Origin of the sequence: Pantoea sp. QMID4, from assembly GCF_030270445.1 — a bacterium.
Classification (GTDB): Bacteria; Pseudomonadota; Gammaproteobacteria; order Enterobacterales; family Enterobacteriaceae; genus Pantoea; species Pantoea vagans.
Map to the genome: position 1 here is coordinate 73,050 of NZ_BSXL01000001.1, position 12,732 is coordinate 85,781.

Below are 12,732 nucleotides of genomic sequence, written 5' to 3' on the forward strand. Positions count from 1 at the left end.
TAATTTATTATTTTTTAACCTTAACTCCCCACCAATCCATCAATTCTACTCTGTTGCTCAAGTATGTTGAACGATTATAAGCTCTTCTTACTTCATTTTTATCTGAATGAGCTAAGGCCGCTTCAATTACATCAGCATTAAAGCCTTCCTCATTTAGAGCTGTGCTTGCTATAGAACGCAACCCATGTGCAACTAGTTTTCCACCGTATCCAATTCGTTTCAAAGCAGCATTTGCAGTTTGGCTATTCATCGGTTGTTTCGGATCGTTCCTACTTGGGAAAACATGTTCTCGATTAGCGCTAATGGGCTTCATCACTTCCAAAATCTCTATAGCCTGAGGCGAGAGAGGAACAATGTGTTGGCGTTTAGCTTTCATCCGCTCAGGCGGAATCGTCCATAATTTTGCCTCAAGATCGATCTCTGCCCACCGAGCACCTGAAGCCTCAGAAGGGCGCACAAGAGTCAGGAGCTGCCACTCAATAAGACAGCGAGTCGGAACAGAAAGATTCGACATGACTAAAGAACGCATCAGGTTTGGTAATTCTTCAGGCCGTAACGTGGGCATGTTTTGCTTTTTAGGCTTTTCAAAAGCCATGCCTACACCTGAGGCAGGGTTGGCATCAATCAACCCTGTGTTGACCGCGTAAATCATAATCTCGTTAATGCGCTGCACTAACCGGCGAACTGTCTCAAGCGCACCGCGAGCTTTAATTGGCTCCAATGCTTCAACAATCGTTCTGGCCTTGAGCGTTTGGACAGGAATCTCACCAATCGTAGGGAAGATGTCTTTCTCCAGCGATCGCCAAATATCTTTCGCGTAATCCTCCGTGACGCTTTTGCTTTTAATCAGGAACCACCGCCCGGCCACAACTGAAAAAATGCTATCCAGCTCGATTTGGCGCTGCTCTGAAACTTCCTCTTGCTGCTTCTGCGGGTCGATCCCTTGTGCAAGCAGCGAAAGATATTGGTCACGCATTTGGCGTGCGGCAGCGAGCGTTAGGGCAGGGTAAGAGCCAAGGCTGAGATTTGTGCGACTGCTGCTATTTGGTCGCTGGTAGCGAAAACGCCACAGCTTCTTACCAGATGTTTTGACGAGCATAAAAAGGCCGTCACCATCATGCAGTGTGAAATCTTTCTCTTGAGGCTTAGCTTTGAGGATTTCGTTATTAGTAAGGGGGCGTGTGATCCGCGCCATGACTGATTTCCGTCCATAATTGGTACACGTTTTTGGCCCCCATTATAGCGTGTACCAATTCGTGTACCAATTATCTCTGGATTCAGGCGGATCGTCTCGGAAGGTTACAGACACAAAAAAGCCCGCAGGGCTTGTGCCGTGCGGGCTTTCAGGACTTCTGCGGATGGCACTGGAACCATCTTTGAAGAATTTTGGTGGAGCTGGCGGGAGTTGAACCCGCGTCCGAAATTACTACACCGTCGGCACTACATGCTTAGTCGGTTTTTACATTCGCCGGTTAGCTGCGAACAGACACGCCACTAACAGACTATCCTGATTAGATTTAACGCTTCAACCCCAGGCAAGGCATCCACGCGATCTCTTTTGGGTTTGACTTCTCTTGATCCCCGTCTTAAGAGCGGAAGCTAGGGAGAGAAGGCTAAGAGCAGGTTATTAAGCTGCTAAAGCGTAGTTTTCGTCGTTTGCGACTATTTTTTTGCGGCTTTTTACGAGGCAAACCGCCCCTCGGCATGCTCCTAAGGCTTCACAATCCCGTCGAGTCCAGAATCAGCCCCAGAACTTCAAATACTAGCAACTAAACAGCTTAAAATCCAGTGCTTAGCGCGCTGAATTCTTCATGATACGTGCTTTGTCTAATTTCCATTCACGGTCTTTGATGTCATCGCGCTTGTCGTGCTCTTTCTTACCGCGTGCAACACCAATCTTCAGTTTGCACCAGGCATTCTTCCAGTACAGCGACAGTGCCACGATGGTGTAACCTTCGCGGTTGACGCGGCCATACAGGGAGTCGAGTTCACGTTGCTTCAGCAGCAGCTTACGGCTGCGCGTCGGGTCACAGACCACGTGACTGGAGGCAACGGCTAAGGGTTGAAAGGTTGAACCGAATAGAAAGGCTTCGCCATCGCGCAGCAGAATATAGCTGTCGCTGATGTTGGCTTTACCGGCACGAAGTGACTTAACTTCCCATCCTTGTAACGACAATCCCGCTTCATACTCCTCTTCAATGAAGTACTCGTGGCGGGCGCGTTTGTTCATGGCAACAGTGGCAGAACCGGGTTTGTGTGCTTTTTTCTTTGTCATAGTGCGGCGTATTTTACATCACTTAGTCGGTTATCGCATCCCCAGTCCAGCGGGGCAGCAGGAAACGGGATATTCTAGCACACCCTCACTCGGGGACATTTTTGTTTAATCGCTGAAAATGCTATTATTCAGCGGTTTTGTGATGAACAGGAACCATTATGGCTCAGATTAGTCGTTCGGCGCTGGTCCCGTTTAGTGCCGGGCAGATGTACCAACTTGTAAATGACGTGGATGCCTATCCGCAATTCCTGCCGGGTTGTACCGGAAGTCGCGTGCTGGATGCGTCTGATAATCAGATGACGGCATCCGTGGATGTGTCGAAGGCGGGCATCAGCAAAACGTTTACTACCCGCAATACTCTGACGGATAACCAGAGCATCCATATGCAACTGGTTGATGGGCCGTTCCGCAAACTGACCGGCGGCTGGACGTTCGTCTCGCTGGGCGATGATGCCTGTAAGGTTGAGTTGAGCCTGGAGTTCGAATTCACCAACATGCTGGTAGAGATGGCCTTTGGACGTATCTTCAAAGAGCTGGCCAACAGCATGGTGCAGGCCTTCACTCAGCGCGCCAAAGAGGTCTACCGTGCCTGATATTTCCGTCGAGGTAGTCTATGCCTTGCCTGAAAAGCAGTATCAGCTTTACGTAAAAGTGGAGCAGGGCAGCACGGTTGAACAGGCCATCCTGAAGTCTGGATTGCCTGAACTGCGCCGGGAGATTGACCTCGCCAGTAATAAGGTCGGCATCTACAGTCGGCCAGTGAAACTGGATGATGTGGTTCAGGAGGGCGATCGCATTGAGATCTATCGTCCGCTGATTGCCGATCCAAAAGAGCTACGCAGGCAGCGCGCAGAGCGAGCAGCAGAAAGCAAAAAATAAGTCGTTATATTGCCAGAATCAGCGGATAACAGGCATAAAAAAGGCGCTCAATGCGCCTTTTTTGCTGTCTTTAAAACGGTCTGTCGTGAAATCAGTCGTTATTTTTTGACAGATTCTGCTTGTTATCGATGTTAGTCAGAACACCGTTGCCATCAAAGGTCAGCGTCAGCGTCTGCTGCTTCACGCGCTCATGACCTGGCTCCTGACGGAAAACGTAATACCAGACGTTGCTGCCAAACGGATCTTTCATCATCGGCGTACCGAGCGTGTAAGCCACCTGCTGCTGTGTCATACCGTTATGGATCTTGGCCACATCGTTGGCAACCAGATAGTTACCCTGGTTGATATCAGGACGATAGACCACGCGCTCTAAGGTGGAACATCCGGCGGTCATCATCAACATTACCACTGCCGCGGCAGTCAGCGTTTTACAGCGCATCTATACATTCCTTTTCCGGGGCCAAACGCCTTTAACAGGCGGCTTTCTTGCCATCAAAATCTGAACTCTGCCTGCGGCAGGCTTTATTACTCTGGCGACATAAGTGCCGATGATAATAAACCTTTTCGCCGTTGGAAACCTCTACAGAGCAAGCATATGACCACGGTACGTTAAAAAAGTGCGCTACTATGCGGCTAAAAGTTCTTTTGCGTTGGCCAGGGTATTGCGTGTCACCTCGCTGCCGCCCAGCAGTCGCGCCAGTTCCTGCAAACGCGCCCGCTTGTCCAGCGGCTGCATATGGGTTTCGGTCATCGCGCCATCGGTCTCTTTACTGACATAGAAGTGCTGATGTCCGCAACCGGCAACCTGCGGCAGGTGGGTGACACACATGACCTGGGTCGATTCACCCAGCTGACGCAACAGTTTACCGACGACGGCAGCGGTCGGGCCGCTGATCCCGACATCGACTTCATCGAAAATCATCGCTGGCGTTTCCATTTTCTTCGCGGTGATCACCTGAATCGCCAGTGCGATACGTGACAGTTCACCGCCCGAAGCGACTTTGCCTAACGGCTGCAGTGGCTGACCCGGGTTCGTCGTCACCTGGAAATCAATGCGGCTCGCGCCATCTGTCGTCAGCTGATCCGGATTAAAGTTCAGCGCGATTTTAAACTGACCGTGTGGCATTGAGAGCAGATGCATACTCTGCGTAATCAGCTGCTGCAGTTCATCAGCAAAGTGGCTGCGCTGCTGATGCAGCTGCTCTGCGCTTTGCAGTGCCGCCTGGTAATGTTCACCCACCAGCGATTGCAGGCTTTCCTGATCGCTTTCGTGCTGTGACAGCAACTCCGCTTCCGCCAGCAGTTGCTGATGCAGTTCAGGCAGCGCTTCTGGCGTGACGTGATGCTTACGCGCAAGGGCGATCTGACGGGAAATACGCTTTTCCAGTTCGTACAGGCGATTGGGGTCCAGATCAAGGCTGTCGCAGTAGTGACGCAGTTCGTCGCTGGCTTCGCTCAACTGAATCGCCGCCTCTTCCAGCAGGTTATGAACGCCGTTCAGCTTCTCATCCAGCGAGGTCAGTTCTGAAATCATCTCACGCGCGGTGTAGAGCAGGCTGTTGAGATTATTGTCATCGCTGTCTGCTAACAGCTGCAGCGCCTGCTGGCTGGTCGACAGCAGCTGTCCGCTGTTGGCCAGGCGCTTGTACTCTTCGTCGATCTGCTCATATTCGCCCTGCTGCGGCGCGAACTCGTTCAGCTCTTTTAACTGATACTGCAACAGCTCGCGGCGTGATTCGCGCTCCTGCGCCTGCTGCTGATGCAGCGCGAGGGTGCGACAGCTCTGGTGCCAGGTCTGATAACTGGCGCGCATCTGCTGCAGGAGATCGTCGTGACCGGCATAGGCATCCAGCAGATGCTTCTGATGGTCGGGTCTGAGCAAAAGCTGATGGGCATGCTGACCGTGGATCTGGATAAGCAACTGGCCCAGATCGCGCAGCTGAGAAAGTGGCACTGCCGTGCCATTGATAAAGCCACGGGAACGACCATCAGCGCTGATCACCCGGCGCAGCAGACACTCGTTGCCGTCGTCGAGTTGATTATCCATCAGCCAGCGCTGCGCAGAAGGGGAGGACTTAAGCTGGAAGCGGGCGCAGAGGTCGGCCCGGCTGGCACCCTGACGCACCATGTCGGCATCGGCACGGCCGCCCAGACATAATCCCAGCGCATCAATCGCGATAGACTTACCGGCACCGGTTTCACCCGTGATTGCCGTCATGCCGCGTTGGAAATCAATGTCGAGCTCACGAACGATAGCGAAATTACTGATGGTCAGTTGGGCCAGCATAGGTTCACCTGTACGAATAAACACATATGGTTTTTCATACAGTATAAACTGGTTTTTTATCCAGTAAAGAGGTGAGGACGGTTTTCAGAACAATTTTTTTGACCAGCCCAGTTTTGAACTCAGCGTATTGAAATAGCTATAGTTTTTAGGATGGATTAAATCAAGATGACCGGCACTGCGCCGAATCAGTACATCCTCACCTTCCTGAATCGGCAGCGCAATCTGGCTGTCACAGCTGATTTCCAGGTCGCTGCGACGTGAAGAAAAGCGCAGACGAATGGTACTGCTGCTGTTAATGACCAGTGGCCGCGCTGACAGCGTATGCGGGAACATCGGCACCAGCACAATCGCTTCGAGTGATGGCGTCAGAATCGGGCCACCCGCCGAGAGGGAATAGGCGGTAGAGCCGGTAGGTGTTGAGATAATCAGCCCATCAGAGCGCTGGGAAAAGGCGAACACTTCATCAATGTAGACTTCAAATTCGATCATGTGCGCGACTTTACCGGGATGCAGCACCACTTCGTTGATGGCGGAGCCAATACGCGGTGAGCAGTCGGATTTGCACACCTGTGCTTCCAGCAGAAAACGGCTCTCGACGAAATAGTTACCCTGAAGCACCTCATCCAGCTGTTGCTGCGCATTGTCCGGGTCAAGGTCGGTGAGAAAACCAAGGTTACCGCGGTTAATGCCAATGACTTTAATGTCATAACGCGCCAGCACCCGCGCTGCGCCCAGCATGTTACCGTCACCGCCTACGACGACCGCTAAATCAGCCTGCTGACCAATCTCCGCCAGCGTGCCGGTCTGCACGTCGTGAAGCGACAGTTCCTGCGCAATCTGCTTCTCAACGATCACTTGATAACCTTTGGCTGTCAGCCAGCGCCAGAGCATCTCATGCGTGGTTAACGCGGTGGGATGGCGCGGATGACCCACGATACCAATGCAGTTAAAGTGTTTGTTCATCTGGTCGGTGTTCCTAATAAGTCAAAACGGCAAGGCAATGTGATAGGTTCCCTTGAATCCGTCATACCAATCCCCATAATAAGCCAACCAGCGAAATGAATGTGCAAAACGCGGAGAAATTCATGAGTAGTAAAGAACAGAACACCCCAAACGAGCAAGTCTCAGACGAAATTCAGCAGGATCAGCAGCAACCTCAGGAAGCGGAGACAGCAGCAGAGGTGGATCCGCGTGATGAGCGTATTGCCCAGCTCGAAGCTGAATTAGCGCAGTCGCAGACCGGAATACGCGATGCCCAACTGCGTGCGCAGGCTGAGGTTGAGAACATTCGTCGTCGTGCCGAGATGGACGTTGAGAAGGCGCACAAGTTTGCGCTTGAGAAGTTTGCCAACGAACTGCTCCCGGTAATCGACAGCCTGGAACGTGCACTGGAAGTGGCCAATAAAGAGGACCCACAGCTGGCATCCATGATCGAAGGGATTGAACTGACGCTGAAGGGCCTGCTCGGTGCCGTGCGTAAGTTCGGTGTTGAAGTGGTCGGCGAAACCGGCGTGCCATTCAACCCTGAAGTCCATCAGGCGATGTCGATGATGGAGTCTGAAGAATTTGAACCTAACCATGTCATGCTGGTGATGCAGCGTGGCTATACGCTGAATGGTCGCCTGCTGCGCCCGGCGATGGTTGCGGTTTCTAAAGCCAAAAGCTGATTCAACGCCTGAATCCTGTTACACGGCCGCGCACTGACGCGGCCGTGTGCGTTCTGGCGCTATTCAGGTAAGACCGGTGTCCAGTCCACCGGCTTTTTACCAGCCGCGCTCAGCAGTTCATTGGTCGTTGAGAAGTGTTTGCTGCCGAAAAATCCACGGTGCGCGGAGAGCGGCGAGGGATGCGGCGCCTGCAGCACATGATGGCGCTTGCGATCGATAATGCTGCCTTTCTTCTGCGCATGTGAGCCCCACAGCAGGAAAATCACCCCTTCACAGTGCTGGTTAATTGCCGCAATCACGTTGTCCGTAAACGTCTCCCAGCCAAAACGAGCATGGGAATGGGCTTTACCCGCCTCAACCGTTAACACCGTGTTCAGTAACATCACCCCCTGTTTTGCCCAGCTCTCAAGAAAGCCGTGATCGGGTTTCCGGAAGCCGGGAATATCCTGCATCAACTCTTTATAGATATTCTGCAGTGAGGGCGGTACCTGAACGCCCGGCAGCACCGAGAAAGCCAGCCCGTGCGCCTGATTTGGCCCGTGATAGGGATCCTGCCCCAGAATCACGACGTTGACGTCGCCCAGTTCCGTCAGGCGAAACGCGTTGAACACATCTTTCTGCGGCGGATAGACGGTTACACCCGCGGCGCGTTCATCGGCGACCTGCTTCAGCGTCTCAATAAAATAGGGTTTCTCTTTCTCTTCAGCCAGCACGTCGTGCCAGGTCAGCTTTTCAGCCATGTTTAACTCCCTTAACGTTAGTGGAGTAAGCTTAGCCGTTCCTGTCGCTGACCTGAAGGCAAAAATAATTTGAAAAATACAAATTATTTTTAGCTGGAAGGCATATCGAGATCAATGGGTTAGCTAAAAAGCACGCTGAATGGCTGATTACTATTGATACAGGTCAAGGCTGTTGCGAATGAACGATGGTATACCGGAGCCTCAAATTTGATTTATTCACGTATTATCCGGGAGACGTAATCATGATCACTGGTATCCAGATCACTCAATCAAATAATTCACAACTACTGAACTCTTTCTGGCTGCTGGACGAAGAGAAAGCTGAAGCGCGTTGCCTGTGTGCAAAAGCGGGCTATGAAGAAGATCAGGTTGTCGCCATCAGCGAACTGGGCGAATTCGCTTACCGTGAAGTGCCGGTTGAAATCAAACCGCAGGTGCGCGTTGAAGGCGGACAGCATCTTAACGTCAACGTTCTGCGTCGCGAAACACTGGAAGATGCGGTAAAACATCCTGAAAACTACCCGCAGCTGACCATTCGTGTTTCAGGCTATGCCGTGCGTTTTAACTCACTGACGCCAGAACAACAACGCGACGTGATCACCCGTACCTTTACCGAAAGTCTGTAAGCCGCCTGAATGATCGGGTGCTGAAAATTAGCGCAAAGCGCACACAGCAATTTTCATCAGTATTATTAAAGAGATAAGCAGTTAACTGCAGGGCATGCTGATGCCAGTGTCGTGAAGAAAGCGCGCTGGAAGAAGAAACATTCTGAAAAGGCCGTAACTGATTATCAGATAAAAAAAATCGCCTCCTGAGAGGCGATTTTTTTATGGGTGTGATGTTTTATTCCGCGTTCTCATTAGCGGGCGTCGTGCCGCTTGCCTTGCGGCGTTTGCCGACATTTTTGGCATCACGATGGCGTTTTTTCACGCGCGGTTTTTCCGTTTCACTGGCTTTCTTCTCTGCACGTTTTGCCAGCACTTTTTTCGACGGTTTACCCGTGGTTTTAGCCGCTGGCGCACGCGTTTCAGGGCGCAGCTCATCAATCACGCGCGCTTTGATCGGCTCGTTCACATAGCGTGTGATTTTGCCCAGCAGAACGAAGTCGTGCGCTTCAACCAGTGAAATGGCGATGCCTTTACGGCCCGCACGGCCGGTACGACCGATGCGGTGCAAATAGGTATCGGCTGTACGCGGCATGTCATAGTTGAAGACGTGGCTGACATCTTCAACATCAATACCACGCGCGGCGATATCGGTCGCAACCAGCACGTTAACGCGTCCTTCACTCAGACGCTTAATCGCTTCGTTACGCTTAGCCTGCACCATTTCGCCTTCAAGATAGCTGCTGCGAATCCCCGCTTCGTGCAGCCAGCTCACCAGTTCATGCAGACGTTCACGCTTACGCACGAACACAATGCTGCGCGTCACATCCGGCTGCTTCAGCAGATGAATCAGTAATTTGGTTTTATGCTGCAGATCATCAGCGCGGTAGTACCACTGCTGGATCTTTTTGCGCTCGCGACGACTTGGATCCGCTTCCAGTTCAACCGGTTCGTTCAGCAGGCGCTCGGCGAAGTCACGGATATTGTCGCCTTCCAGCGTGGCGGAGAACAGCATGGTTTGCTTGCGCCAGCGCGTTTCAGCCGCGATGGTTTCGATATCCTGAGCAAAGCCCATATCAAGCATGCGGTCCGCTTCATCCAGTACCAGGGTTTCTACGGCGCGGCAATCAAAGTTCTCTTCTTTGATGTACTGCAGCAGACGGCCGGTGGTCGCGACCACAATGTCCTGATTTTCGCTGAAGACTTCGGCATGGTTCATATAAGCCACGCCGCCGGTAATCGTGGCGATGTCCAGATGAGTATGTTTCGCCAGCTCACGCGCATGATCGGCAACCTGCATCGCCAGTTCTCGGGTCGGGGTCACAATCAGGATGCGCGGCGGTCCGGATTTCTTGCGAGGAAAATCAAGCAGGTGCTGCAGCGCCGGTAACAGATACGCGGCGGTTTTCCCGGTTCCTGTAGGTGCCGAACCCAGAACGTCACGGCCCTCCAGCGCGGGCGGAATTGCAGCGGCCTGGATCACTGTTGGGCGCGTAAAGCCTTTTTCCTGCAACGCTTGTAGCAGGCTTTCGTCGAGTTCGAGTTCGGAAAATGTGGTTACTGTCATGGTCTACCTCAGTTTGGGGCGCTGATTATAGACAGATCAGACTGAATCTTCATCTGTTAATCCGTTTCCGCTGCGCCTGGGGTTGTCTGCTGCGTGAATTCCCACGGTCGTCACGTTACACTCATGCGCTGCCGTGCGGCAGGAAAAAAACGATGGTAGTGACGAATGATGCAGGATAAGCCGCGTGAACGGCCTCAGTTAAACAAGAACGGATTTACCTTTAAACAATTTTTTGTTGCCCACGATCGCTGTGCGATGAAAGTGGGCACCGATGCCATTCTGCTTGGTGCCTGGGCGCCGGTCGCCGGAGTCAGACGCATTCTGGATATTGGCAGCGGCAGCGGGTTAATCGCGCTGATGCTGGCGCAGCGTACGCCGTCACAGGTTCAAATCGATGCGGTGGAGTCAGAACCTGAAGCCGCACAGCAGGCGCAGGAGAATGTGCAGCGATCACCGTGGCCTGAACGTATTCAGGTTCATCAGCAGGATATCGCCAGTTGGGCTGAGCAGTGCGATAAACGTTACTCGCTGATTGTCAGCAATCCCCCTTATTTCGCGCCGGGCGTAGCCTGTTCTACCGTGGCACGGGACAACGCACGCGCGACGGCCTCGCTCGATCATCAGACGCTGCTACGCAGTGCAGCCTTATTAATTGAAGAAGAGGGGATGTTCTGCGTGGTGCTGCCCGTCGATATTGGGCAGACATTTATCACCCTGGCGCAGGCCGATGGCTGGCATCTGCGTTTCCGGCTGGACGTGGCGGAATATGCTCATCGTCCGCCACACCGCGTCGTACTGGGTCTGTCGCCGCAGGCTGGGGAAACGCTGCTGGAGCGTCTCGCAATCCGCGCACCGGACACCCGCTATTCCGATGAGTGGTGTAGCCTGACGCAGAGCTTTTACCTCTTCATGTAACCCGGCGGGGTCAGAATAGTTGGCAGCGCTTCTGGCAGTAAGTCCGGACAGTCGCGGATATAGTGCAGGCCGCGACTCTCTTTTCGCTCCAGCGCGCAGCGCACCATCAGGTCAGCGACCTGCACCAGATTCCGCAGCTCCAGCAGATTATTGGAGAGGCGGAAATGGCGGTAATATTCATCAATTTCCTGCTGAAGCAGGTTGATACGACGCAACGCCCGTTCCAGCCGCCGGGTGGTGCGGACGATTCCCATATAATCCCACATGAACAGACGCAACTCGTGCCAGTTATGCTGGATCACTACGCGTTCATCGGCGTCATCAACCTGACTCTCATCCCATGCGGGAAGGGCTGTGACGGCTTCAATGCCGGGCAGGGTACGCATCAGCTCCTCTGACGCGGACCAGCCATACACCAGACACTCCAGCAGCGAATTGGAGGCCATGCGGTTAGCGCCATGCAGGCCGGTATAACTCACTTCACCAATGGCATACAGGCCACTGACGTCGGTCTGACCGTGCTGATCGACGACGACGCCACCGCAGGTGTAATGCGCAGCGGGTACAATCGGAATCGGCTCTTTGGTCAGGTCAAAGCCAAAGGTCAGCAACTTCTCATAAATCATCGGGAAGTGTGCACGCACAAACTCTTCAGGCTGGTGGCTGATATCCAGGTACATACAGTCGACACCCAGGCGTTTCATCTCGTGGTCGATAGCGCGGGCAACAATATCACGCGGGGCCAGTTCGGCGCGCTCATCGAAATCGGGCATGAAACGGCTGCCATCAGGACGTAACAGCCAGGCACCTTCTCCGCGTAACGCTTCGGTTAACAGGAAATTCTGCGCCTGAGGATGAAACAGGCAGGTCGGATGGAACTGGTTAAATTCCAGATTGGCCACCCGGCAACCCGCTCGCCACGCCATCGCGATGCCATCGCCGGAGGCGATGTCAGGGTTAGTGGTATATTGATAGACTTTGGCGGCCCCACCGGTTGCAACGACGACGGCCCGCGCCCGACAGGTTTCGACCTGCTCGCGATTGCGATTCCAGATCCACGCACCTACCACCCGGCGAGCGCCAGGCAGGCCGATTTTATCTGAAAGAATCAGATCGACCGCGTTAGTGCGCTCCAGAATCCGGATGTTAGGGTGGCTTAATGCCTGGCTCACCAGCGTGGTTTCTACCGCGTGGCCGGTGGCGTCAGCACTGTGCAGAATACGACGATGACTGTGGCCGCCTTCGCGAGTCAGGTGATAGCGCATGTCACCCGCCGCCTGTGGATCGAGATCAAACGCAACGCCGTTGTCGATCAGCCACTGCACGCAATGCCGGGCATTACTGGCAATAAACGACACGGCTTCACGGTCACATAAGCCCGCGCCGGCAATCAGGGTATCTTCGATATGTGATTCGATGCTGTCCGTCTCATCAAATACCGCAGCAATACCGCCCTGCGCATAAAGGGTTGACCCTTCATTGACCTGCGCTTTACTGAGAACGATCACCTGATACTGTTTTGCCAGCCGTAACGCCAGCGACAGTCCAGCTGCACCGCTGCCCACAATCAACACATCACACTGACAATCCGGGTTCGCATTCATCATAATGTTTAATTTACTAAACAAGACCAGACCTGAGCATAAGCTTAACAGGGGGGTCTGTGAAGTATTTTAAACATCACATGTACGCGTTGATCTGATGATTGCCTAAAGTCACCTATAATCAGTAAGTTAAAAACGTGCCACTTTAGCCGTGGTTTTTTATAGCAAACTTATCAACCCTGAAGGATTTAAT

The 12,732-nt window shown here is 53.0% G+C and carries 13 protein-coding genes and 1 other RNA gene; 5 read left to right on the forward strand and 9 right to left on the reverse strand.

All coding sequences use genetic code 11. The features are described 5' to 3' along the window. Nucleotides 1-7: 7 nt before the first annotated feature. From QSK07_RS00355 to smpB, 3 genes are all read right to left on the reverse strand, one after another. Nucleotides 8-1,195, reverse strand: a complete 1,188-nt coding sequence (locus QSK07_RS00355) for an integrase domain-containing protein (protein ID WP_285720162.1) — start codon at nucleotides 1,193-1,195, stop codon at nucleotides 8-10. 192 nt (nucleotides 1,196-1,387) lie between these two features. Then, nucleotides 1,388-1,749, reverse strand: a transfer-messenger RNA (tmRNA) gene (gene ssrA / locus QSK07_RS00360). A 43-nt stretch (nucleotides 1,750-1,792) separates the two neighbouring features. Further along, a complete protein-coding gene (smpB, locus tag QSK07_RS00365) occupies nucleotides 1,793-2,275 on the reverse strand; it encodes an SsrA-binding protein SmpB (protein ID WP_033733561.1) in 483 nt (160 codons plus the stop codon). 158 nt (nucleotides 2,276-2,433) lie between these two features. Here smpB and QSK07_RS00370 point away from each other — a divergent pair, with 158 nt between their 5' ends. Both QSK07_RS00370 and QSK07_RS00375 read left to right on the forward strand, forming a co-directional pair. After that, nucleotides 2,434-2,868: a type II toxin-antitoxin system RatA family toxin gene (locus QSK07_RS00370; protein ID WP_013358774.1), complete on the forward strand. Its 435-nt coding sequence runs from the start codon at nucleotides 2,434-2,436 to the stop codon at nucleotides 2,866-2,868. Next, on the forward strand, nucleotides 2,861-3,154 hold the full coding sequence (locus QSK07_RS00375; protein ID WP_098052586.1) for an RnfH family protein: 294 nt from the start codon (nucleotides 2,861-2,863) through the stop codon (nucleotides 3,152-3,154). Before QSK07_RS00370 ends, QSK07_RS00375 begins: the two co-directional genes overlap by 8 nt. Nucleotides 3,155-3,245: 91 nt before the next feature. Here QSK07_RS00375 and bamE read toward each other — a convergent pair whose 3' ends face one another. From bamE to nadK, 3 genes are all read right to left on the reverse strand, one after another. Further along, complete coding sequence (gene bamE / locus QSK07_RS00380; RefSeq protein WP_098052587.1) at nucleotides 3,246-3,593, reverse strand: outer membrane protein assembly factor BamE; 348 nt, start codon at nucleotides 3,591-3,593, stop codon at nucleotides 3,246-3,248. A 186-nt stretch (nucleotides 3,594-3,779) separates the two neighbouring features. After that, on the reverse strand, nucleotides 3,780-5,441 hold the full coding sequence (gene recN / locus QSK07_RS00385; RefSeq protein WP_285720163.1) for a DNA repair protein RecN: 1,662 nt from the start codon (nucleotides 5,439-5,441) through the stop codon (nucleotides 3,780-3,782). Nucleotides 5,442-5,525: 84 nt separating this feature from the next. Beyond that, nucleotides 5,526-6,404, reverse strand: a complete 879-nt coding sequence (nadK, locus tag QSK07_RS00390) for an NAD(+) kinase (protein ID WP_003848582.1) — start codon at nucleotides 6,402-6,404, stop codon at nucleotides 5,526-5,528. A 122-nt stretch (nucleotides 6,405-6,526) separates the two neighbouring features. On the opposite strand from nadK, the gene grpE reads away from it, so the two are divergent. Beyond that, nucleotides 6,527-7,108 carry a nucleotide exchange factor GrpE gene (gene grpE / locus QSK07_RS00395; RefSeq protein WP_285720164.1) on the forward strand — a complete coding sequence of 194 codons (582 nt, stop codon included), beginning with the start codon at nucleotides 6,527-6,529 and terminating at the stop codon, nucleotides 7,106-7,108. A gap of 59 nt (nucleotides 7,109-7,167) precedes the next feature. On the opposite strand, the gene ung is transcribed toward grpE, so the two are convergent. Then, a complete protein-coding gene (gene ung, locus QSK07_RS00400) occupies nucleotides 7,168-7,848 on the reverse strand; it encodes a uracil-DNA glycosylase (RefSeq protein ID WP_033733557.1) in 681 nt (226 codons plus the stop codon). A 242-nt stretch (nucleotides 7,849-8,090) separates the two neighbouring features. On the opposite strand from ung, the gene grcA reads away from it, so the two are divergent. After that, nucleotides 8,091-8,474, forward strand: a complete 384-nt coding sequence (gene grcA / locus QSK07_RS00405) for an autonomous glycyl radical cofactor GrcA (protein ID WP_010672180.1) — start codon at nucleotides 8,091-8,093, stop codon at nucleotides 8,472-8,474. 217 nt (nucleotides 8,475-8,691) lie between these two features. Here grcA and srmB read toward each other — a convergent pair whose 3' ends face one another. Next, the gene (gene srmB, locus QSK07_RS00410) at nucleotides 8,692-10,020 is read right to left on the reverse strand and encodes an ATP-dependent RNA helicase SrmB (RefSeq protein ID WP_098052588.1); all 1,329 of its coding nucleotides are present in this window, start codon (nucleotides 10,018-10,020) and stop codon (nucleotides 8,692-8,694) included. 165 nt (nucleotides 10,021-10,185) lie between these two features. Between srmB and trmN the strand changes: the two genes are divergently transcribed. Beyond that, nucleotides 10,186-10,935: a tRNA(1)(Val) (adenine(37)-N(6))-methyltransferase TrmN gene (gene trmN, locus QSK07_RS00415; protein ID WP_285720165.1), complete on the forward strand. Its 750-nt coding sequence runs from the start codon at nucleotides 10,186-10,188 to the stop codon at nucleotides 10,933-10,935. On the opposite strand, the gene nadB is transcribed toward trmN, so the two are convergent. Beyond that, nucleotides 10,920-12,539: an L-aspartate oxidase gene (gene nadB, locus QSK07_RS00420; RefSeq protein WP_285720589.1), complete on the reverse strand. Its 1,620-nt coding sequence runs from the start codon at nucleotides 12,537-12,539 to the stop codon at nucleotides 10,920-10,922. The two genes, trmN and nadB, sit on opposite strands and share 16 nt — an antisense overlap. Nucleotides 12,540-12,732: the final 193 nt, after the last annotated feature.